The 23,119-nt window shown below is 69.4% G+C and carries 18 protein-coding genes; 8 read left to right on the top strand and 10 right to left on the bottom strand.

Going from position 1 to position 23,119, the window contains the following annotated elements; translation table 11 throughout:
- Window positions 1-320 precede the first annotated feature (320 nt).
- Together PGN14_RS14215 and glsA are read left to right on the top strand one after the other, a co-directional pair.
- Window positions 321-2,405, top strand: a complete 2,085-nt coding sequence (locus PGN14_RS14215; RefSeq protein ID WP_335300246.1) for a catalase — start codon at window positions 321-323, stop codon at window positions 2,403-2,405.
- On the top strand, window positions 2,402-3,325 hold the full coding sequence (gene glsA / locus PGN14_RS14210) for a glutaminase A (RefSeq protein ID WP_335300245.1): 924 nt from the start codon (window positions 2,402-2,404) through the stop codon (window positions 3,323-3,325). Before PGN14_RS14215 ends, glsA begins: the two co-directional genes overlap by 4 nt.
- Before the next feature lie 177 nt (window positions 3,326-3,502).
- Here the strand turns inward: glsA and PGN14_RS14205 are convergent, their stop codons facing one another.
- The 10 genes from PGN14_RS14205 to PGN14_RS14160 form a co-directional block, all read right to left on the bottom strand.
- Window positions 3,503-4,591, bottom strand: a complete 1,089-nt coding sequence (locus PGN14_RS14205; protein WP_335300244.1) for a GGDEF domain-containing protein — start codon at window positions 4,589-4,591, stop codon at window positions 3,503-3,505.
- A gap of 69 nt (window positions 4,592-4,660) precedes the next feature.
- Complete coding sequence (locus PGN14_RS14200) at window positions 4,661-5,698, bottom strand: alcohol dehydrogenase family protein (RefSeq protein ID WP_335300243.1); 1,038 nt, start codon at window positions 5,696-5,698, stop codon at window positions 4,661-4,663.
- Complete coding sequence (locus PGN14_RS14195; RefSeq protein WP_335300242.1) at window positions 5,695-7,230, bottom strand: acyl-CoA synthetase; 1,536 nt, start codon at window positions 7,228-7,230, stop codon at window positions 5,695-5,697. Before PGN14_RS14195 ends, PGN14_RS14200 begins: the two co-directional genes overlap by 4 nt.
- Window positions 7,227-7,733: a hypothetical protein gene (locus PGN14_RS14190; protein ID WP_335300241.1), complete on the bottom strand. Its 507-nt coding sequence runs from the start codon at window positions 7,731-7,733 to the stop codon at window positions 7,227-7,229. The genes PGN14_RS14195 and PGN14_RS14190 overlap by 4 nt, the downstream gene beginning before the upstream one ends.
- Window positions 7,724-8,812: a zinc-binding dehydrogenase gene (locus tag PGN14_RS14185; protein WP_335300240.1), complete on the bottom strand. Its 1,089-nt coding sequence runs from the start codon at window positions 8,810-8,812 to the stop codon at window positions 7,724-7,726. Before PGN14_RS14185 ends, PGN14_RS14190 begins: the two co-directional genes overlap by 10 nt.
- Window positions 8,809-9,342, bottom strand: coding sequence for a cupin domain-containing protein (locus PGN14_RS14180; RefSeq protein WP_335300239.1), 534 nt, complete (start codon window positions 9,340-9,342; stop codon window positions 8,809-8,811). The genes PGN14_RS14185 and PGN14_RS14180 overlap by 4 nt, the downstream gene beginning before the upstream one ends.
- An 11-nt stretch (window positions 9,343-9,353) precedes the next feature.
- Window positions 9,354-10,166 carry an SDR family NAD(P)-dependent oxidoreductase gene (locus PGN14_RS14175; RefSeq protein WP_335300238.1) on the bottom strand — a complete coding sequence of 271 codons (813 nt, stop codon included), beginning with the start codon at window positions 10,164-10,166 and terminating at the stop codon, window positions 9,354-9,356.
- A gap of 31 nt (window positions 10,167-10,197) precedes the next feature.
- Window positions 10,198-12,492, bottom strand: coding sequence for a TonB-dependent receptor (locus PGN14_RS14170; RefSeq protein WP_335300237.1), 2,295 nt, complete (start codon window positions 12,490-12,492; stop codon window positions 10,198-10,200).
- 136 nt (window positions 12,493-12,628) lie between these two features.
- Window positions 12,629-13,285 (bottom strand): TetR/AcrR family transcriptional regulator, encoded by a 657-nt coding sequence (locus PGN14_RS14165; RefSeq protein ID WP_335300236.1) that lies wholly within the window; start codon window positions 13,283-13,285, stop codon window positions 12,629-12,631.
- A gap of 72 nt (window positions 13,286-13,357) precedes the next feature.
- Window positions 13,358-14,317: a LysR family transcriptional regulator gene (locus PGN14_RS14160; protein WP_335300235.1), complete on the bottom strand. Its 960-nt coding sequence runs from the start codon at window positions 14,315-14,317 to the stop codon at window positions 13,358-13,360.
- A gap of 160 nt (window positions 14,318-14,477) precedes the next feature.
- Between PGN14_RS14160 and PGN14_RS14155 the strand changes: the two genes are divergently transcribed.
- From PGN14_RS14155 to PGN14_RS14130, 6 genes are all read left to right on the top strand, one after another.
- Window positions 14,478-14,735: a hypothetical protein gene (locus tag PGN14_RS14155; protein WP_335300234.1), complete on the top strand. Its 258-nt coding sequence runs from the start codon at window positions 14,478-14,480 to the stop codon at window positions 14,733-14,735.
- Window positions 14,736-14,767: 32 nt separating this feature from the next.
- Window positions 14,768-16,693, top strand: coding sequence for an oxidoreductase family protein (locus tag PGN14_RS14150; protein WP_335300233.1), 1,926 nt, complete (start codon window positions 14,768-14,770; stop codon window positions 16,691-16,693).
- A gap of 98 nt (window positions 16,694-16,791) precedes the next feature.
- Window positions 16,792-19,170, top strand: a complete 2,379-nt coding sequence (locus PGN14_RS14145) for a TonB-dependent receptor (RefSeq protein WP_335300232.1) — start codon at window positions 16,792-16,794, stop codon at window positions 19,168-19,170.
- Between the two features lie 139 nt (window positions 19,171-19,309).
- On the top strand, window positions 19,310-19,732 hold the full coding sequence (locus PGN14_RS14140; RefSeq protein ID WP_335300231.1) for a DUF2946 family protein: 423 nt from the start codon (window positions 19,310-19,312) through the stop codon (window positions 19,730-19,732).
- A gap of 84 nt (window positions 19,733-19,816) precedes the next feature.
- On the top strand, window positions 19,817-22,024 hold the full coding sequence (locus PGN14_RS14135; protein ID WP_335300230.1) for a TonB-dependent receptor: 2,208 nt from the start codon (window positions 19,817-19,819) through the stop codon (window positions 22,022-22,024).
- On the top strand, window positions 22,021-23,118 hold the full coding sequence (locus tag PGN14_RS14130; protein ID WP_335300229.1) for a PepSY-associated TM helix domain-containing protein: 1,098 nt from the start codon (window positions 22,021-22,023) through the stop codon (window positions 23,116-23,118). The genes PGN14_RS14135 and PGN14_RS14130 overlap by 4 nt, the downstream gene beginning before the upstream one ends.
- Window position 23,119: the final 1 nt, after the last annotated feature.

Raw genomic sequence — 23,119 nt, 5'->3', positions numbered from 1 at the left:
GGCCATGTCGTCCCCCCCCCCGCCCCTTTTTATCGCAACACTGCCGGGACGAGTGAATAACACGCCGGGAAAGGTCCCGATCCGACCTGTAAGGAATCAAATTCACCCTGATCCATGTTCTACATGCCGCTTCTTACGACCAATTTATGTTTCTACTTCATTTCTTCCTACTCGTTTCCGATTAGGCTTTCCCTTTTCTTTCGCGGTCCAACGCGCTCTTCCGGTCGCGCCCGAGTCGCCAATTTTTGCCGGGACGGGGCCTGAATCGCGCCCCGGCTCGTTGAGCCACCTGATCCACGTATCTGATCCAGGGAAGTTCGATGAGCGACGGCAAGACGATGATCGGCGCGGGCGGCGAGACGCACCAGCAGGCGGCGGACGGCGGCGAGAGCGGGGGCGCGGTGCTGACCACCAACCACGGCGTACCGATCGCCGACAACCAGAACAGCCTCAAATCCGGCGCGCGCGGCCCCACGCTGCTGGAGGACTTCGTCCTGCGCGAAAAGATCTTCCACTTCGATCACGAGCGCATTCCGGAACGGATCGTCCACGCCCGCGGCTCCGGCGCGCATGGCGTGTTCGAGGCGACCGCCGATATCTCCGACCTGTCGAAGGCGGCGGTGTTCGCGAAGGGGGAGAAGACCGAGGTCTTCGTCCGCTTCTCCACCGTTGCGGGCGGTGCGGGATCGGTCGACACGCCGCGCGACGTGCGCGGCTTCGCGGTCAAATTCTACACGCGCGAGGGCAATTGGGATCTCGTCGGCAACAACATCCCTGTCTTCTTCATCCAGGACGCGATCAAATTCCCCGATCTGGTCCATTCGGTGAAGATGGAGGCCGACCGCGCCTATCCGCAGGCGGGCAGCGCGCACGACACCTTCTGGGACTGGGCGTCGCTGATGCCCGAGACGACGCACATGCTGATGTGGGCGATGTCGGACCGCACGCTGCCGCGCAGCTTCCGCACGATGGAGGGGTTCGGCGTCCACACCTTCAAGCTGGTGAATGCCGAGGGGAAGGCCAGCTTCGTCAAGTTCCACTGGAAGCCGCGGCTGGGGCTGCAATCCACCATCTGGGACGAGGCGCTGAAGCTGCAGGCGGCCGACAACGACTATCAGCGCCGCGACCTGTGGGAGGCGATCGACACCGGCGCCTTCCCGCAATGGGATCTGGGCATCCAGGTGTTCGATCAGGCCTTCGCCGATGCGCAGCCCTATGACGTGCTCGACGCGACGAAGCTGATCCCGGAGGAGGACGTGCCGGTGCGCGTCATCGGCACGCTGACGCTGAACCGCAACCCGGACAATTTCTTCGCCGAGACGGAGCAGGTCGCCTTTCTGCCGACAAACATCGTGCCGGGTATCGACTTCTCCAACGACCCGCTGCTGCAAGGCCGGCTGTTCAGCTATATGGACACGCAGAATTCGCGGCTGGGCACCACCAACTTCCACCAGATCCCGATCAACGCGCCGCGCTGTCCGTTCGGCAACTTCCAGCGCGACGGCAAGATGCAGACCCATGTGCCAAAGGGCCGCGCCAATTACGAGCCCAACAGCCTCGCCGCACATGGCGAGGACGGCGGCCCGCGCGAAAGCCCGCTGCGCGGCTTCGCGACCGTGAACGCCGCCACCGGCGCCGACGAACAGGGCGACAAGCTGCGCGTCCGTGCCGAGCGGTTCGCCGACCACTACAGCCAGGCGCGCCTGTTCTACCGCTCGCAGACCCCCGCGGAGCAGGCGCATATCGCCTCCTCCTTCGTGTTCGAACTGTCGAAGGTCGGCGTGCTGGATCAGGTGCCGCCGCGGATGGTCGCCAATCTGCGCAACGTCGACGAGGATTTGGCGCGGCGCGTCGCCGACGGACTGGGCATCGACCTGCCGGAGAAGGCCGATGCCGCGCGCGCGCCGGTCGACATGGCGCCGTCCGACGCGCTGTCGATCCACAAGAACATGAAGGACACGCTGGAGGGTCGCGCGGTCGGCATCCTCTTCGCAGACGGCAGTGACGCCGCCACGCTCGACACACTGGTCGACGCGATCGACGACGCCGGGGGCAAGCCGGTGCTGGTATCGCCAAAGGTCGGCGGCGCTACATTGTCCGACGGGACGAGGCGCAAGGCCGATGGGCAGCTGGCCGGCACCCCGTCGCAATTGTTCGACGCGGTCGCCATCGTACTGTCGGCGGAGGGCTGCGCCGCGCTGCTGAAGGAAGCGGCGGCGGTGCAGTTCGTGATGGACGCGTTCGGCCATTTGAAGGCGATCGGCGCGACCGATGCGGCGCGCCCGCTGCTCGACAAGGCCGGCATCGAGGCGGACGCGGGCGTCACCGCGGCGGATGCCGGCTTCGTCGCCGCCGCGGCGAAACGCTTCTACGACCGCGAGCCCAAGGTGCGGACGCTGGCGTGAGCACCGACGCGCTGCCGGCGATGCTGGCCGATATCGCGGAAGAGATCGTCGCCGACGCCGCCGCGATCGAGGCGGCCGCGGATGCCAAGGAGGAAGGGCTGGCGCCCGGCCCCTTCGGCATCGCGGTCACCACGCGGGACGGCGAGACGCATCGCGGCGGGGCGGCGGACGCGCCCTTCCCGTTGCAGAGCATCGCCAAGGTCTTCACGCTGGAACGCGCGCTCGCCGCGATCGGCGATCGCCTGTTCAAGCGCGTCGGGCGCGAGCCATCGGGCGATCCGTTCAACTCGATCGTCGATCTGGAACGGACGCAGGGCATCCCGCGCAATCCCTTCGTCAACGCGGGCGCGCTGGTGACCGTGGACGCGCTGCTCGATGCGTCCGACCCCGCCGATACGCCTGCCGCGCTCGTGGAGCGCGAATGCGGCGGCGCGTGCATGACGCTCGACCCCGACGTGCTGGCCAGCGAAGAGGAGGCGGGCGACCTCAACCGCGCGATGCTCAGCTTCATGCGGCACCACGACAATCTGCGCTGCGATCCGGATGCGGTGATGCGCGCCTATGTCGAGCAATGCGCGATCACGCTCGACGCCGCGGGGCTGGCGCGGACCGGGCTGTTCCTGTCGCGCACCCGGCTGGAGGGCGACGAGGCCGCTCGCACGCTGGCGCGACGGCGGCGCAAGCTGCTCGCGCTGATGATGACGTGCGGCCATTACGACGGATCGGGCGATTTCGCGCTGCGCGTCGGCCTGCCGGCGAAGAGCGGGGTCGGCGGCGGCATCCTGGCCATCATGCCCGATGTCGCGTCGATCGCGGTATGGTCGCCGAACCTGGACCAGCACGGCAATTCGATCCTGGGCGTCCGCGCGCTGGAGATGCTGGCGCATCGCACCGGCTGGTCGGTGTTCGGCCCCGCCTGACCCGGCGCCGGCCACGCCCCCTTCCTCACCCACCCCGCGGATTATGCCGCGCTGCTGGCGACCTTCGCGGACGAGGTGGCGGACATGGGCAGCGGGGCGGAAGCAACGTCCCCGTCACCCCGGGCTTGACCCCGGGGTGACGGTCGTGGGTCGACGAGGGCGTGAACCTCGATCCCCCTATGCCGCCACCCGGTCGCGGCCCGCCGCCTTGGCGCGGTACAGCATCCGGTCGGCGCGCTCGAACGTCGCGGCCAGGTCGGCCGCCTCGCCCTCCATCCGCGCCAGCCCCACGCTGATCGTGCAGCGCGTCTCGTCGCGCGCGACCAGCCGCAGCGTCTCCGCGACGCGCGCGGCCCGGCGGGGGTCGTGCCCGGCAGGGACCAGCGCAGCGAATTCGTCGCCGCCCAGCCGGATCAGATGGCCATCGTCGGGCAATACCGCGGTCGCCTTCGCTGCCAGCGACTGCAACACCTCGTCGCCCACCGCATGGCCGTGGCGGTCGTTGAGCTGTTTGAAATTGTCGACATCGAAGACGATGACGTCGAGCGGCCGGTCGACATGCGCGCGGATCCGGTCCAGCCCGGCGCGGTTCCACGCGCCCGTCAGCGGGTCGCGCAGCGCCATGTCGCGCAAGTCCGCCTCGGCACGCTCCCCGGGCATCGACAGCAGCGCGACGTTGAGCACCCCAAGCAGCACCTGATCGCTCAGCAACGGGATCAGCGACAGCCAGTCGCGCTGTCCCACCGCGGCCAGGTCCAGCGTGACCGAGACGATGTAGGACGGGACATAGGCCAGCTGGATCACGCCGATGATCCGCCGGCTGCGCGGCGCGCGCGCCCCGCGACAGCGCAGGAAGATCACCCCGACCACCAGCGTCGATAGCCCCAGCACGATCGAATTGGCGACGCGCCCGGCCGGCACCCCGCCGGGCTGCACCGCGAAGACGAGATAGGACAAGCCGGCCAGCACCGGCATGGCGATCACCAGCGGGCTCGTCGCGCGCTTCCCCTCGAACAGCCGCAGCGCGGCGAGCATATAGCTGTTGTACGCCCCGATGCCGACGCACAGCAAGGTCGAGAACGCCAGCCCGCGCCCCGGCAGGTTCAACCCCGCCAGCGTCGCGGCATAGGTCAGCGCCGCCCCGCCGCACAGAAGGTAGAAGGTGCCGCGCTCGCGCAGCACCCACAGCGCGACGAACAGCAGCCCGAACGACAGGCTCGCCAGGACGGTACACAGATGGACGGTGGCGGAATCGAGGCTGGGCAATGATCGGGTCCGGGGCTGGTCGACCGGCGGCCTAGCCCGGATTGGTAAAAAAATCCCGCCTTCAACGGGCTATGGCAGCAGCACCGTCTTCAGCGTGCCGCCCGCGCGCGCATCGAATCTCGCATAGGCCGCCGCCCCCTCCGCCAGCGGCATCGCATCGGTGACGTAGCGCTCCGGCCGCAGACGCCCATGCTGGACCAGCGGGACCAGTTCGCCCAGATGCTCGGACACGGAGCACATGCCGCTGCGCAGCGTCAGGCCGTTGGCGAACACGCGCGCCATCGGGAAGTCCATCCGCCGGCTCATGTTCACCCCGATCACCGACACCGACGCGCGCTTTCCCGCCAGCCGGATCGCCATCGCGATCGTGGCTTCCTTGCCGACCGCCTCGACCACGCTGTCGATCATCCGCCCGTCGGTGGCGTCGCGGATCACGTTCGCCGCATCGTCGGGCGACAGCGCGGTCGCGCCCAGCCCCTCGGCGATGGCGCGGCGCTCCGCGATCGGATCGATCGCGAAGACGCGCGTCGCACCCAGCAGGAACGACGCCTCCACCGCCATCAAGCCGATCGCGCCCAGCCCGATCACCGCGACCGTTCGCCCCGGGCCGACATCGGCGTTGCGGCAGCCGAACCAGGCGGTGGGCAGATTGTCGGTCAGCGTGATCGCCTGGTCGGGCGTGATCCCGTCGGGCATCGGCAGCGCGTTGAAATCGCCCGCGGGAACGCGCATCCCCTCTGCCTGGCATCCCTGCAACGCGCGGCTCAGGCCATAGCAGATCTCCACCTCGTTGCGGCACTGCATCACGTTGCCCGCCAGGCAATAGCGGCACGCGCCGCACCCGACCGAGGCGGGGATCAGCACCTTGTCCCCCGTCTTCAGCCGGGTGACCGCGCGTCCCGTCTCCACCACCTCGCCGATCGCCTCATGCCCGATGCAGAAACCGACGTCGTCGCGCAGCTGGTCGCCGTGATAGATGTGCAGGTCGCTGCCGCAGATGCCGCACCGCTCGATCTTCACCACGATGTCGCGATCGTCCTCGATCCGCGGATCGGCCATGTCCTCGTACCGGACGTCGCGCGGGCCGGCATAGATCAGCGCCTTCATCGACCGTCCTTCGCTTCGTCGCGCAATTGCGCCTTCAGGATCTTGCCCGCCGCCGACAGCGGCAGCGCGGAACGGAATTCGACGCTCCGCGGGCATTTGTAGCGCGCGATGCGGTCGCGGCAGTGCGCGATCAGCTCGTCCGCCGTCGCCGCGTCGCGCAGCACGACGACCGCGTGCACCGTCTCCCCCCAATGATCGTCGGGACGCCCGACGACCGCGCATTGCGCGACCGCGGGATGGCACGACAGCGCGCCCTCCACCTCGATCGAGAAGACGTTCTCGCCACCGGTCAGGATCATGTCCTTCAGCCGGTCGACGACATGGACGTACCCATCCGCATCCATCCAGCCGACATCGCCGGTGTGCATCCAGCCGCCGCGCAGCGCCGCCGCGCTCTCCTCCGGCCGGTTCCAGTAACCGGCCATCACCGCATCGCCGCGCACCACGATCTCGCCGCGCTCGCCCGCAGGGAGTTCGCGATCCCCGGCATCGACGATCTTCATCTCGATCGCCATCACCGCGCGCCCGTTGGAGCGGACGCGCGTGTCGTGGCGGTGATCCGCGGGCTTCAGCAGCGCGACCGAGCCGGACGTCTCGGTCATGCCATAGCCCTGGACGAAGCCGACGCGCGGCATCGCGGCGATGGCGCGGTCCATCAGCGCGGGCGCGATCGGCGCGGCACCGTAATAGACGCGCTCGACGCAGGACAGATCGTGCGCGGCGAAGGACGGGTGATCGAGCAGCGACTGCACCATCGTCGGCACCAGGAACAGGTCGCTGACGCGATGTTCCGCGATCGCCGCGATCACCGCCCCGGCCTCGAACGCGGGCAGGAAGACATGGCGCGCCCGGTTGAGCAGGCTCGCCAGCAGCCCCGACAGCGCGCCGACATGGAACAGCGGCGCGGTGTGGAGCATGCATGCGCCCGGTGCGCTCTCCCCCGATCCGGCGAGGCACATCGCATAGGTCAGCAGCGCGCGGTGCGACAGCATCACCCCCTTCGACGCGCCGGTGGTGCCGCCGGTGTAGAGCAGCGCCGCGAGATCGTCGCCGTGGCGCAGATGCTCCTCCGCCTCGGTGGCGGCGGCGAGCAGCGCCTCCCAATCGTCGAACCCGGACGCGGCGCCGCCCGACACGATGACGGGCGGCATCTGCGGCACCGCGACCTGGATCGCGGGCAGCAGCGGCAGGAAACCGTGATCGATCACCAGCACGCGGGGCCTGCTGTCGACCAGCGCATGCGCGATCTCCGCCGCGGACCAGCGCGTGTTGACCGGCACCAGCACGCCGCCGGCCCACATCGTCCCGAACAGCAGGTCGACGAAGACGTCGCCATTGGGCGCCAGCAGCGCGACGCGGTCGCCGGGCGCGACGCCATGGCCGGCCAGCACGTCCGCCGCGCGACGGACCCGTGCGACCGTCTCGCGCCAGGTGCGCACACGCGCGCCGTCGATCGTCGCGACCGCATCCGCCCCTTCGCGCAACGCGCGGTGCAGCGGCTGCGTCAGGTGCAGGCCGACGCCGCGCGTCATGCCCCCCGCGCTCCGCGCATCGCGATCAGGCGCCGCCCCAGCATCACCGTGCCGCCGAAATACACGGTCGCGACGACGATCGTCAGCAGCACGCGATCGAACCGCTCCTGCTGTTGCAGCAGCGGCGCCGCCATGACGGTGACGTACAGCATATAGGCGCGGTTGATCGCGATCGGCAGCCAGCCGAGCAGCTGGCAGAAGATCGCGACGACGATGACGACCAGCGCCGGCACCGCGCCGACCGCGCCGCTGTGCGCCACCCCGACCTGCAACAGCCACGCGGTCAGCGTCCCCGCCAGCGCGCCGATCGCCAGCGCCGGCAGCGCCTTCGTGTCCAGCACGTCGATGCTGCCGAAATACCATAGCAGCAGGAAGCCGGCGTAGAGCGGCGGCAGCGCCAGCCACGCACCGATCAGCAGGAAGCCGACGATCAGCACGACGACGCCCAGCGTGATGCCGGCCGCCTGCCCCTTCGTCAGCGCAGGCGCCGCCTCTACTGCCATGGCCGCACCACCACCTTCACCTGATCCTCCGGCGTCGCCAGCCGGCGGAACGCGGCGGGCGCCTCGTCCAGCGACACCGCGCCGGTCAGGAAGGCATCGGCATCGATCGCCCCCTCCGCCAGCGCGTCCAGCGTCTCGGCGAATTCGGTCGGCGAATAGGCGAAGACGAAGCTGAAGCGCAGCTGCTTGTTGATCGCGATCACCGGCAGGATGCGGTCGTCCTCCTGGCACGCGCCCACCACCACGACATGCGCCAGCGGCGGCGCATTCTCGATCAGCGACTGCAACATGCCGGGCACGCCCACGCATTCGAACACGATCGCGTCGCGCACGTCGCGCCCCGCCAGCTGCGCCGGCCCCAGCGCGGCGAGCGTGGCGGGGACGTCATACGCCTCCCAAGAGGCATGCGGCGAGGTGACCGCGGGATCGACCACCACGTCCGCGCCCAGCCGCTCCGCCCGCGCGCGACGCGCCGGCGAGAAGTCCGATGCGATGATCGGGCCGATGCCGCGCCGCTTCAGCGCGACGATCACCGCCAGCCCGATCGGGCCGCAGCCGACGACCAGCGCGACCGAGCGCGACGTGGGTGCCGCCACCGCGACCGCATGGGTGCCGACCGACAGCGGCTCGGTCAGCGCCGCCGCCTCCGCCGACAAGCCGTTGGGCACCGGCAGCAGCAGCGCCTCGGTCAGCACCACCCGCTCCGCGAAGGCACCGCGATAGCGGGTGGAGAAGCCGATCAGCTCCGGCCCCAGCGGCCCGAACGCGAACGGGGTGGAGACGACGCGCGTCCCCGCCTTCAACCTCTTGTCGGTGGCGGGGCCGTGATCCAGGATCTCGGCGCAGAATTCATGCCCCATGACGAGGTCGCACGACGGATCGATCGTGTCCGCCGCGCCCGACCGCAGCCCGATCGCGACGCCATGTTCCAGATGGTCGACCGCGTGCAGGTCCGACCCGCAGATGCCGCACGCCAGCGTCCGCGCCACCACCTGCCCCGCCGCCGGCTCCGCGTCCGGCACGTCGGCGACGTGGAGCGACGGCCCGCGCCGCACCAGCGCGCGCATCGTCGCGCTCATTGCGCGGCAACCAGCTCGTGCGGCGGGCGCTGCGTCGCCCATTTCGGCCGCTCCGCCTGAAGCGCGGCAACCGTCTTGTCCCAGAAGGCGGTGGTCTTGCCCAGGAAGCGGATGTCGAACGTGTCGGCGGTCCGGAATTCCAGCACCTCGACCCCCTGTGGACCCGGCTTGTAATTGTACGGCACGTCGCGCCCGACGAAGAAGCCGTCGCCCGCGCTCAGTTCCTCGGTGCCCAGCTTCAGCGTGCCGGCGACGATATAATAGAGGCAGTCGGCATTGTGGCTGTGCAGCGGCAACGGAAAGCCGCTCTTGAACCAGGCATAGGTCAGGCTCAGCCCCGGCATCGCGAACAGCAGCTTGACGACATTGCCCTCCGACGCGCCCGCCGCCTCGGCGCGGGTGATGCCGTCGGTGATGATGTCGGTCAGCCCCGACATCTCCATGCACGACGTTTCGCTGTAATCGGGCGCGTCCGCGGCGCGATAGATCTGGAAGCGCGGGGCGTCGGTCGTCGAAGTGTCCGCAGTCATGATCGCTCTCCTCAAACGTTCTGCTGTGCCGCCGCCGCGTCCATCCGCGCGCGCAGGTCGGGCTGGCCGGTGTGCGCCGTCAGGCCGCCATCGACGGGCACTGCCGCGCCGGTGACCGCACTGGCATCGTCGCTGACCAGGAAGGCGGCGACCGCCGCAATCTCCTCCGCGCGTGCGAAGCGGCCCGCAGGCACCACCTGCTCCCATTCGGCGCGCAGGCCGGGAATGGCGTCGACGCCGGTGGTCAGGATCGGCGTGTCGACCGGGCCGGGGCACACCGCATTGGCGCGGATATTGTCGCGCGCATGGTCGATCGCGAGGCTGCGGGTATAGTTGATGACGCCCGCCTTGGCCGCATTGTACGCGGTGAAGCCATAGTCGGCGCGCATCCCGCTGGCCGATGCGGTGTTGACGATCGCGCCGCCGCCGAGCGCCTTCAGGTGCGGGATGACCGCGCGACAGCCGTAGAAGACCGCGTCGAGGTTGACCGCGACCACGCGCCGCCATTGCTCTACGGCCAAATCGGGGGTGAGGCCGTAGCAGCCGATCCCGGCATTGTTGTAGAGGATGTCGATCCCGCCGAACGCCGCGACGGTGTCCGCCGCCAGCGCCTCCATCGCCGCAGGATCGGCGACATCGACGCTGCGGAACGCGGCGCGCCCCTTCATATCGGCCCCCAGTTCCGCCGCCAGCGCCTGCCCACGCTCCGCATCGAGGTCCGCGATCATCACCGCCGCGCCCTCGCCATGCACCCGCCGCGCGAATGCCGCCCCGATCCCGGACGCGCCGCCGGTCACGATCGCCACCTTGCCACTGAACCGCATCGATCCTCTCCCTCCGGCGTCGTTCGCCGTGTCAGTATCGCCAGCCGATCGTGACGCCGTAGGTCGCGGGCCGGCCGGCCATCCGCCACACTGTGTCCGCCTGGAAGGTCGTGTTCCAATAATATTTGTTGAACACGTTGCGCCCCCACAGCTGCGCGCGCAGCTTCCCGTCGGGGGTCTCGACGCCGGCACGCAGGTCCACCAGCGTCCGCGCGTTGATCGCCAGGATCGCGGGATCGCCGAAGGTGGAATTGGTGGCGCTGTTGTAATTGGCGTTGGCGCCGACGGTCGCGTTCCACCGCTCGCTCAGCGGCCATTGATATTGCAGGTCGCCCATCACCTGCCATTCCGGGGTGAAGGGAAAGGCCGAGCCGGCATAGCTGCCGAACGCGCCGGTGCCATTGTAGCCGGTGAAGTCGATGATCCGGCTCTTCACCCAGGTGCCCGACACGTTCGCGGTCAGCCCGGTGCCGCGCGGCGTCCACACGACCGCGGCCTCCGCACCGTACAGTTCCGACTTGGGGATGTTGACCAGCTTCTCCAGCAGGCCGAAGATCGGGTCGAGGATGCGCCCGCGCACCTGCTTGTTGCGATAATCGTAGTAGAAGCCGGCACCGTTCAGCTGCACCGTGCGATCGGCGAGCGGCAGCTTGAACCCCGCCTCATACGCCAGCAGCGATTCCTGCGTCGCCGGCAGGAAGCCGGTGAACGACGATGCCGGCACGGTCGGGAAGCCGCCGGCCTTCCACCCCTTGGAGATGTTGGCATAGACGATCGCGCGGCTGTCGAACGTATAGGTCAGCCCACCGCGCCACGACACATTGTCCTGCGACAATCGGTCGGTGACCAGCCCCGGCTGGAACGTCGGACTGAACGTCAGGCAGCCGCCGGCCGGGATCGGCGTGATCGGGGCTGCGCCGGTGAACACCTGCGTCAGGATGTTGAACGAGAGATAGGTCGTCCCGTCCGCGTCATAGCCGCAGCCCTGGAAATCGCGGATGTTGCGCGTGTAGCGCACGCCGCCCTGCGCGGTCAGCCGCGACGTGACGTCATATTCCAGATTGGCATAGCCGGCGTAGCTCGACACCGCCTGTTCGGTGAACACGCCCGAACGCGTCAGGATCGGCAGCCCGGGGATGATGACGTTGCTGCTGAGGTCGTCGGTGCGCAGGATCTGGCTTTCGCGCGCGCGGTCGCGCTCGTAATTCGCGCCCAGGATCCAGCGCGCCGGGCCGGTCGTGCCGGTCAGGCGCAGTTCCTGGAAGAAGCTGCGGATATGCCCCGGCGTGTTGCTGTCCAGCTGGCGAAACTGCGTCGCATCCAGATCCTGGTACGAATCGGTCGTGAAGCGCAGCCATGACGAGATCGAGGTCAGCTTGACGTCGTCGCTCAGGTCCCAGTCCGCGCGCAGCGACCCCTGATAGAAATGATCGTCGCGGCGCATCGGCCAGTCCGCGCTCCAGTTCGCGGCGCGTGCATCGGCGGGCGCTAGCGGCACCGCGAGCACGCGGGCATAGGCGTTGGCGGGATTGTACGGCGTGTGCCCGATCAGCTGCGGCGCCTGCACGTCCGACGTGTCCGACCAGGCGTTGAGGTTCGCGGTCAGCGTCAGCGTGTCGAGCGGGCGCCAGACGAAGATCGCCCGTCCCGACACGCGGCGCGCGCTGCCCAGCGTGTCGTCGCGCGTGTAGTTGCGCTGCCACGTCCCGCCCTGCTCGGTCTTCAGGCTGATCCGCGCGCCCAACGTATCGGTGATCGGCCCGCTGACGAACCCGGACACGTCGACCGCGCCGAAGCGGCCGATGCTGGCATCCGCCCCCGCCGCGAAGGCATCACCGGGCTTGGCGGAGATGTAATTGATCGCGCCGCCGGTCGCATTCTGGCCATAGAGCGTGCCCTGCGGCCCCTTCAGCACCTCGACGCGCCCGATATCCAGGCTGGCGCCTTCGGTCAGGATCGCGAAGGGCAGCGGCACCTCGTCGACATAGACGCTGACCGCGGGCGAGGCCGACAGCGTGGATTCATAGAAGCCGACGCCGCGCAGCGTATAGACCGGGGTCGATACCTGGCTCTGCGTGAAGGTCAGGCCGGGGACCAGCTTCACCAGATCGGCGGTGCTGGAGATGCCTTGTGCGGCCAGCTGGTCGCCCCCGATCGCGGTGATCGACATCGGCACCGAGTTGATCGACTGCGCGCGGCGCTGTGCGGTGACGATGATGTCGGTGCTGCCGCCATTGTCCGGACCGGCGGCCTGATCGCCGGCCTGATCCACCGCCAGGGCGGGCGCCGCCGTCTGTGCCGCGGCGGGCATCGCCGCCAGAACCATCCACGCCGTACCGGCGCACAACAACGCTCTCGAACATGCCATCGGCATCGATCCCCTCCCGATCGGCCGACGCACTCATGGTGCCCGGCTCGGCGCCGATACAGCACCGATCCGTTTTATAGTCAACACTGACCAATCAGGCGTGACTATTTTTCCGGGCGTGGGTCTCGCAATAGCGCCGGTGGCTCTGCTTCATCTCCTCGATCGCGGCGTTGATGACCGTGCGGTTGCTGCCCAGCCGATATTCGATGATGAGGCCGCGCGCGCTCGACACCAGCAGCCAGCCGCGCGCCACCATCGATTCGGGATCGGCGAGCCCGCCCGCGGTCGCGAGTGCCAGCAGCTCGCGCGCCACCTCCGCCTCGACCTGCGCCGCCACCGGCTGGATCGCCGCCAGCAGCTCGGTATCCCAGCGCGCCGCCTGCAGGATGTCGGTCAGCGCCAGCCCCTCCGGCATGGCATGGGTGTCCCACACGATCTGCGCATAGCCCGCCAGCCGCTCGAACGGATCGGCGATCCGGCTCGCCTGTTCGCGCGCCGCCTCGATCACTGCATGCATCGTGCGGTCGGCGGTGGCGATCGCCAGATCGAGCCGGGTGGGGAATTGATGCAGCACCGAGCCGCGCGACAGCCCCGCCTTGGCCATCACGCTTTCGATCGTCATCGCGGCGAAGCCCGATTCGACGATCCGCTCGACCGTCGCCGCCAGGATCCGCTCGCGCGTGGCGGCGCCCTTGTCGGTCAGGCGGCGGGGGGTGGCGCGGCTGATGGCGGGGCGATCGCTGGCGGGCATGGTCCGATCTGACGCGAAACGCCGCATGTTTCAATCGCCGCGGCACCGGCAACGCTGGCGGACGCGGGAGGATCAGTCGTTCCGCCGCGCCGCGCCGCCCTGTGCGACGGCCCAGAACGGCTCCAGCCCCCCGGCCGCCGACGGCGGCGAGCGGACCACGCTGAACTCGGTTTCCAGCGTCAGCCCCTCGACGTGGCAGCGGACCATGCACGGATCGTCCAGCCCGAACCATCCCAGCGAGATGCCGGGGATGAGGAACTGCCGCGCATAGCGCTCCACCCCCACGGCATGCGATTCCGGCGGAGTGATCGGCGTCGCCCCGGCCTCGGCCAGGACGCGCAGGATCGGATCGATCAGCGGCCCGCCGTGGCCGCGCCCCAGCATCGCCACCTTCCGCCCGGCCAGCGCCGCCAGCGGCAGCTCCGGCGGCAGCTCCGACGCGGGCGCCAGCTCGCGCGGGACGAGCAAGCCGACGCGCTCGCGGCGCAGGACGATCCGCTCCAGATCGTCGGGGAAGATCGTCTCCACCAGCGGATGGCGGTCCAGCTCCGCGGTGTAGCGCGATCGCTCGACCGGCAATCCCAACAGCAGCGCAACATCGATCTCGCCCCGTTGCAGCATCGGGATCAGCGCGTTCTGATAGGCGGTGCTGACGTCCAGCGCGATGTCGGGATGGCGGTCGAACACCCCCTCCAGCAGCGCGACGCGCTCGGGAATGTCGATCGTGTAGAAGGCCGCGCCCAATTGCATGCGCCGCGCACCGCGTGGCCGCAGCTGCTCGGCAAGCTGCCACAACCGGCTGCCCTGTTCGACCAGATGGCGCGCCGGCGCCAGCAGCGTCTCGCCCCGCCCGGTCAGTTCGACGCGCCGCGTGCTGCGCTCGAACAGGGCAAAGCCCAATTGCCGTTCCAGCGCGCGGATCTGCGCCGACAGCGCCGGCTGCGTCAGGTTGATCCGCGCCGCCGCCCGGCGGAAGTTGAGTTCCTCGGCCAGGATGACGAAGCACCGCAGCGGCTTCAACTCCAGCGACATGCCCCTCCTCCCGGCGCATCCTGCGCGGGTATCAGGGTAGATTGATCGATGATCTGTATCAATCGCGCAGAAGCTTTGATTGGACGGTGACGCCGCGTTGCCGGACAGTGACGATGCGGGTTCGACTGCAACGACGGCGCCCGCATCGGGAGAGGTTGGCATGGCCTGCTGCGCCTTTGCGGTGATGCTGCTGATGCAGGTTCTGGCGCCTGCGCGCGCCGACGCCGCGGTCGCGTGGGCACCCGGCGCAACCGCCCGACCGGTCGCGCCGGTCCGGCCGTGGCGCCGAAGCGTGCTGGGCGTGCTCGCCGTCGACCTCGCACAGGAGGCGGAGATCGTCGCCGATGCGCGCGGCACCGCCACCGTCCATGTCATGCTCGATCGCCGCGTCGCGATCGAGGTCCGTCCGGCGGCCTGATGCCGCCTCCTTCTCCACGACAGGCCCCACCGATGCAGAACGACCCGACGACCGTGATGGACGAAACCGCAATGGACGACACCCCCTCGCCCACCGACCTGATCCGCACCTATTGGGAGCAGGTGTGGAACCAGCGCCGCGCCGGATTGATCGCGCGCGTGTGCCACGACCCCATCGTGCGGCATGATCCGTCCTGCGTCAGCGCGCTGAGCGTCGCGGAGCAGATCGCGCGCGTCGAGCAGCAGAGCGAGACGCTGAACCCGCGCTTCACGCACGAGGTGCTGCTGGGCGACGATCGCTTCGTCTGTTCGGTCTGGAACATGACGACCACGAAGGGCGAGCGCGTCGACCTGTCCGGGATCGAGGTGTTCGAGGCGTCGGAGGGACGGTTCAGCGATTGCTGGAACACGCCCTATACCAAGGGCTTCTGGGCACGGGTCGGCGACGACCGCGATATCCTTCACCCGCGCACCGCGGTGGGCGGCAGCGGCGGTGGCGGCGATCCGGCGGCGCTGGTGCGCGGCTTCTTCGCGGCGTTGGGGACCGCGGACCGGACCGCGTTGCAGACGATCGTCGGCGACGGCGTCACCCGCTATCGCACCGCGGAGGTGGCCACCGCCACGGTGTCGGATCTGCTGGACGATCCGCTCGCCGGTCGCGGCGGGACCGTCACCTTCGACGCGCTGTTCGCGCAGGACGACCTCGCCTGTGCGGTGTGGAACCTGCACCCGACCGACCCCGACGCACCGGTGACGTCGGGAATCGACGTGTTCCGCGCCGCCGACGGACGGCTGGTGGAATGGTGGTCGCCGCCGCGCACGCGCGGAGCCTGGGGGCGGGAGGGCGATGGCGCGGTCGCGACCGACCTGCCGCCGCCCGCGCTGCTGGATACGGTCGACGCGATCGACGGAGACTGGTTGCAGGCGGTGTTCCAGCATGCCGGGGTCGACTTGCCGCGCATCTCGATGGTGCGTGCCACGCCGATCGGCCACGGCAACGTCAGCGACACGGTGCGCATCGCGATCGGCTATAACAAGCCGGTGGTGGACGAGCCGACGTCGGTCGTCTGCAAGTTCCATTCGCCACATCCCGCGGTGCGCGACCTGGTCGCCGCGATCGCGCCGTATCGCGCGGAGGTGGAGGCGTACCGGCTGTTCGGGGCGACCCCGCCGCTGCGCACCGCCCGCGCGTGGCACGCCGCGGTGTCGGAGGACGGGTTCGCGGCCAATCTGGTGCTGGAGGATCTGGGCGCCTTCTGCACGCCGGGCGACCAGATCGCCGGCTGCTCGACCGAAGATGCCGCCGCGGTGGTACACGAGCTGGCCCGCCTCCACGCCCATTTCTGGAACGCGCCCGAACTGGCGCGCTGGCCGTGGATCGCCGCGAACCGAGTCGGCGACGCGCCGGCGCCGGATTTCTACGCGCGCGGCGTCGCGGTGTTCGAGGATCGCTACGCCGGCGACATGGGAGAGGCCGATATGGCGGTGATCCGCGCCTTCGCGCCGCTCCATGCCGCGTGGAAGGCGCGCGATCACGGCCCCGCGACGCTGATCCACGCCGATCCGCGGGTCGATAACGTCATGTTCGACCGCCGCGGCGACGCCCCGGTCGCGCATCTGATCGACTGGCAGATGGTCAGCCGCGGCGCGCCGGCGATCGATCTGGCCTATTTCCTGACCGGCAGCCTGTCGGTCGCGGACCGCCGCGCCTGCGAACGCGCGCTGATCGCCGACCATGCGGCCGCGATCGCGACGGTCGCGCCGGATTATACGATCGAGCGCGCGGAGGCGGCCTATCGCATCGCCGTGCCCGGCGGCCTCGCCGCGACGATCGGCGCGGCGGCGGTGATGCCCGACACGCCGCACAATCGCGCGCTGCTGGTGATGCTCGCGCAACGCAATGTCGCCGCCCTGCGCGACTGGGACACGATCGCGCTGCTGTCCGCGCAAAACGAGTAAGAAAAGTTGCGTTACATTTGTAACGTATGTTGGATCATGCTACGTAGAGGATGAAGGGTCCCGACAACGATCGGGACCGCGATATTGGGGGAGGAATCATGGCGTTCATGCGTGCGCGGCTGTTGGCCGCTGTTGCCGGTTGCTGTCTGTCCAGCGGCGTCTATGCCCAGCAGGCCGCGGCGCCGCCGTCTCCCACCCCCGCACCCGCCGCCACGGAGGAAAGCCAGGGGCTGGGCGACATCATCGTCACCGCGCAGCGCCGCGCCGAGAACCTGCAGAACGTACCGATCGCGATCACCGCGGCCAGCGCCGATACGCTGGCGACCGCGCGCGTCGACAATATCGCCAACATCCAGGCGATCAGCCCGTCGATCACCTTCCGCGCGACCAACATCTCGTCCTCGACCGCGAACGTCATCATCCGCGGTCTGGGGACGACCGGCAACAGCCGCAGCTTCGAAGGGTCGGTCGGCGTCTTCATCGACGGCGTCTATCGCACCCGCGCCGCCGCGGCGTTGCAGAACTTCCTCGACATCGACAACCTCCAGGTGCTGCGCGGGCCACAGGGGACGCTGTTCGGCAAGAACACCTCCGCCGGCGCGCTGCTGCTGTCCTCCGCCCGCCCGTCCACGCAGCGGATGGAGGGCATGGTCGACATGGGCTATGGCAATTTCAACTCGGTGCTGGTCCGCGCCGCGGGCAATGTGCCGCTGACCGATACGCTGGCGGTCCGCATCGCCGGGCTCGCCTCCACCCGCAAGGGCTTCTACACCGACGCGCAGACCGGGCGCGACCTGAACGGCGACGCCACCCAGGCCGCGAAGGTGCAATTGCTGTTCGAGCCGTCGAGCGACCTGTCGATCCGGCTGATCGGCGACTATTCGCGCGGCGGCGGCAATTGCTGCTACGCCACCTCCTCGTTCCGCGCCGGCCCGACCCAACCGCTGATCGACGGCCTGACGACGGCGCTGGGCCTCCGCGTTCCCTCTGCGAACCCGTCCGACTGGCAGCAGACGCTGAACGGCAACGGCCACCAGACGATCACCGATTACGGCGGCACCGCGCTGGTCGACATCGGCCTCGGCAACGGCTCGCTGAAGTGGGTCACCGCGCTGCGCCGGTTCAAGGTCGACCAGCGCGACATGGATCCGGATTTCTCCGGCGCCGACATCTTCCGCTATTACGAGAATTTCGAAAGCCGCTTCTTTTCGCAGGAAGTGACGTTCAACACCCGCGTCGAGGCGCTGAACGCCGACATGGTGCTGGGCGGCTTCTATTCCGACGAGAAGCTGAACATGGGCCGCACCCTGCCCTGGGCGGTGCAGGGACAGGCCTATTGGGATACGGTGCTGGGCGCGGCGGGCATCCCCGCCGGCACCGCACAGGCGCCGGTCGGTCCCTGGGCGATCGAGGACATGCACGGCAAGGCGAAGTCCTACGCCGGCTTCGCGCATCTGGATTTCGCGCTGGGCGACCGGGTGAACGTGATCGCGGGCCTGCGCTATTCGGTCGAGAAGAAGCGCGGCAGCTTCCGCAACAGCTATTTCGATCCCAGCCCGCTCGCGGTGTTCAAGCTGCTCGGCGTCGGCCCGGGGCCGGATTACGACCGCAGCACCACCGACAAGGCGCTGTCGGGCACGTTCGGGCTTCAGTTCCGCCCGGTCGACGACGTGATGCTCTACGCCACCTACAATCGCGGGTTCAAGGCGGGCGGCGTCAACATCGACGCCAATGGCGCGGGCACGCTGGTCAACAATGCCGCGGTCTTCAACGCGCTCCCCGCCGCGATCCGCGCCGGTTTCTTCCCCGGCGTCACCGCACAGGCGCCGCTCAGCCCGATCTACAAGCCGGAAACCGTCAACGCCTATGAAGCCGGCGCGAAGATCGAATATCTCAACCGCCGCGCCCGCACCAACATCGCCTTCTTCTACTACGACCTTTCGAACCTTCAGATCGCGCAGTTCATCGGATTGCGCTTCACCGTGCTCAACGCGCGCGCGGCGACCGATTACGGCGTCGAGATGGAGAATCTGTTCCAGCTGACCGACAGCCTGACGCTGGGCGTGGACGGCACGTACATTCCGCATGCGAAATACGCCAACGATGCCAACATCGACCCGGTGCTGTCCAACTCCCGCTTCCGCTTCGCGCCCGAGCTGAGCGGCAATGTCGCGCTGAACCTCGATCAGCCGGTGACGGACGACATGAATCTGACCGCGCGCGTGCAATATCAATATACCAGCGGGCAGCTCATCAACACCGCGGGCACGTCGCGGCAGGGGCCGATCAGTCTGCTCAACGCCAATCTGGGCGTCAAAATCCCGTCGTCGAAGCTGACGGTGGAGGGCTGGATTCAGAACCTGTTCGACAAGACCTATTTCACCCAGGCGTTCGCGACCCCGCTGCAGACCGGGGACGAGAACGGCTATCTCGGCGCGCCGCGCACCTACGGAATCCGGCTGCGCGCCAGCTTCTGACCGACCACCTGTCGACCGGCGGGAATTGGCGCGTACCCCGCGCGCCAATTCCCGATCCACATCAATGCTATGACGAAAAATGGGGGATGGGACGGTTTGTCCGGTCGACACCCCGCCCCCCGCACGATAGCCCGCACGCGTGCACGCCGTCCGGCATCTCGTCGCGCAACGCCACTTCGCGGTCCTGATCTGCACGGCGGCGCTGCTGCTGAAGCTGCTGGTCCCCGCCGGCTACATGATCGACAGCGATCACGGCCGCCTGACCATCCGCATCTGCTCCGGGGTGGCCTCGGCCTCCTCCATGGCGATGGACATGCCGGGAATGCACGGCAGCGACATGTCCGGCCCGTCGCACGACCCGTCGAAGGATCACGGCAAGGCGGAGATGCCCTGCGCCTTCACCGGCCTGTCGGCGTCGATGCTGGGCGCGACCGACCCGATCCAGCTCGCCGCGCTGATCGCCTTCATCGCGGCGCTGGGGCTGGTCGCCGCCCTCCTGCCGGCACCGTCGCGGCGCACGTATCTGCGCCCGCCGTTACGCGGACCACCCGCCTTCCGCTGACCCGTCATTCCGTGCGGCCCCGCGCCGCACGTCCATGAACCGCGCACCCGCGTCCACGACGCCGGGTCGGTCGAAGGTATATCCATGTTGCGAACACTTCCTCTGGCCGGGGCTGCCGTGCCGTGGCTGCTGCTGCCCGCCCCGGTCGATGCGCAAGCACGCGATCGCGCCGATGCGGCGATCGTCGTCAACGGCCAGCGCGATCCGCTCGGCCTCGACGAGCGGGTGCAGGCGGCCAGCCGCCTGGGCCTCACCCTCCGCGAGACGCCCGCCAGCGTCGAGATCCTGACCCAGGACGACCTTCAGGCGCGCGGGCTGCGCACCGCACGCGAGACGTTCGACGGCGTCGTCGGCGCCACCGCGGGCAACGTGCCGGGCAATCCGGCGGTCGTGTCGCTGCGCGGCTTCACCGGCAATACCGTCTCGATCCTGCAGGACGGGGTGCGGATCTCGGCCTCGACCGTCGTCCAGCGCGACGGCAACAACTGGCATTACGACCGGATCGAGGTGCTGAAGGGGCCGGCCTCCGTCCTGCATGGCGAGGGCGCGCTGGCCGGCGTCATCGACAAGGTGACGCGCAAGCCCGTGATCGGCGAACGCCGGCTCGACAATCTGCTGTCGGTCGGCAGCTTCGGCACCGTCTTCGCCGCCGCCGGGATCAACCTGCCGCTGGCGCAGGATCTCGCGGTGCGGGCCGACGCCAGCTACCAGCGCGCCGACAGCCGCTACGACGTGGACGACAACGCCACCTTTTCGGCCGGATTGACCGCCAGCGCGCTGTGGCGACCCAGCGACCGCGTGTCGCTGCTCCTCGCGGTCGACCATGCTCAGGATCGCTACGACGCCACCTATCAGGGACTGCCGCTGATCCCGGCACGCTATGCGCTGGACCCGTCCGACGCGGTCGTCGCGACGAACGGACTGGTTGCCGATCGCGCACTGCGGCGGCGCAACTACAACCCGCAGGGCGCCTATTCCGGCGCGGACGAGACAACGATACGCTCGCGCCTCGACTGGACGGTCGCCGATGGCTGGACAATCGCGGTCGACCTGACCGGCTATAGCGCGGACCGTGCCTTCCTGCTGGCGGACAGCCAGACCTTCGTCGCCCCCAGCGCGGCGTTCCCCAACGGCAGCTTCCGCCAGACCTATCAGGATTTCCGCCACGATCACCGTTTCTGGAACGCGCGCGCCGCGATCGGCCGCGACGGCCGCATCGCGGGGCGGCGCAGCCGGTTCACTCTGGGAGTGGAGCATAACGATACCGACTTCACCAGCCTGCGCCGCACCGCGCCCGCCAGCGCGCTGCCGGCGGTGGACGTGCGCGATCCCGCGATCGTCACCGTTCCCGATACGCCCGCGATCTTCACCGCCGGCGACGTCACCTTCCGCTCCCGGCTGCGGCAGACGTCGGTCTTCGCGGAGGATGCGCTCGACCTGACCCCCGGATGGCTGCTGGTCGGCGGGGTGCGCTGGGACCATATCGCGCTCGACCGGGCGACGGTGCAGAATGCGACCGGCGCGGTGGATCGCAACCGCCCGACGTTCGACCCCGTGTCGTGGCGGGCGGGAACGACCTGGGCGGTGACGCCCGGGCTGACGCTGTATGCGCAATATACGACCGCGGTGTCGCCGGTGTCGTCGATCCTGCTGGCATCGATCGCCAACAGCCGCTTCCGCCTGACCAGCGGGCACGCGCAGGAGGCCGGCGTCAAGGCCAGCGCCTGGGGCGGGCGCGCCAGCATCACCGCCGCCGCCTATCGCATCGCCCAACGCGACATCCTGACCCGCGACCCGAGCGATCCGGCGCTGACGGTGCAGGGCGGGCGGCAGTCGTCGCGCGGGGTCGAGCTGGCCGGCGTCGCATCGCCGCTGTCGTCGCTGCGGCTGTCGGGCGGCGTCTCCTACACCGACGCACGCTATGACGAGCTGTCGGAGCTGGTCGGCGGGGTGCGGATCGACCGACGCGGACGCCGCCCGATCAACGTGCCGTCCACCACCGCCAATGCCTCCGCGCTCTACACCATCGCCGGCGCCGTGACGATCGGCGGCTTCCTGCGCCATGCCGGCGCCTTCTACACCGATACCGCGAACGGCATCCGGGTCGCCGGCCACACCGTCGTCGACGCCAGCCTGTCGCTGCCGGTCGGGCGCCAGGCAACGCTGACGGTGCGGGGGCGCAACCTGACCGACGCCTTCTACGGCGAATATTCCGGCTATCCGACCACCAACGTCTATATCGGCGCGCCGCGATCGTTCGAAATCGCGCTGGCGACGCGGTTTCGGCCATGACGCGCCATCACCGGTCGCGCGCGCGGATCGCAATGCGCCGCGTCCATCTGTGGCTGGGGTTGAGCCTGGGCGCCTTGTTCGCCGTGCTGGGCCTGACCGGGTCGGCGCTGGTGTTCTACACCGGGATCGACGCCGCGCTGCACCCTGAGACACGGGAGTCGAGCGCGGCACCACCCGCCTGGACCTCGCCCGCCTTGGATAGGGCGCTCGCCACCGGACGTGCGCGCTGGCCTGATCCCAGAGGCACATGGACGTTCGAGATCACGGGCGAGGGCGGCGCGATCCCCGCCCGCTATTATGCCGCGCCCGGCCATCACGGCGATCGCGAGATGGTGTGGTTCTCCGCGGACGGTACGCGGATCCTGCGCGCCGACCCCTGGGGCGGCTATATGATGAGCTGGCTCTATCGCCTTCACATGCAGCTGCTGGCGGGCGATGTCGGCGGACAGGTCGTCGGCTGGTCGGGCGTCGCCACGCTGCTGCTGCTCGTCACCGGGCTGCTCGCCTGGTGGCCGCGCGGCAGCTGGCGCAAGGCGCTGACGTTCAAGCGCGACGCGGCACCGATCCGACGGCTGCGCGACCTGCACAAGCTCGCCGGCGTGGCGGGCGTGGCGCTGCTGCTCGTCCTGGTCGCGACGGGTGTCCTGCTCGCGCTGCCCGCGGTGACGCAGGCGCTGCTACGCCCGGCCGCGATCCCCGCTCCCGTCGCCACCGATGATACCGCGCGGCGGATCACGATCGCGCAGGCGCTCGCCGTCGCGCACCGCGCGCTGCCCGACGGCCGCATCGTCTTCGTCGACGTGCCCGGCGACGCCTGCGCGACGATCCGCGTCCGCCTTCAGGTGCCGGGCGACCCGCACCCGCGCTTCCCCGGCAGCTACGTCTTCGTCGATCCGTATCGCGGGCATGTCGCGGCCATGCACGACGTCCGCCACGCCGGCACCGGGACGGCGGTGGCGAGCTGGATCCGGACGTTGCACGACGGCACGGTCGGCGGCACGGCGACGCGGGTGCTGGCGGTCGTGCTGGGGCTGCTGCCCGCGCTGCTGTTCGCGACCGGCATCCTCCACTGGCAGCGGCGGCGGCGCGCGTGAC

The sequence above is a fragment of the Sphingomonas adhaesiva genome, assembly GCF_036946305.1.
GTDB classification, from domain to species: Bacteria; Pseudomonadota; Alphaproteobacteria; order Sphingomonadales; family Sphingomonadaceae; genus Sphingomonas; species Sphingomonas adhaesiva_B.
Note: the sequence above shows the minus strand (reverse complement) of the source record. Positions and strands in the feature narration are given on the sequence as shown.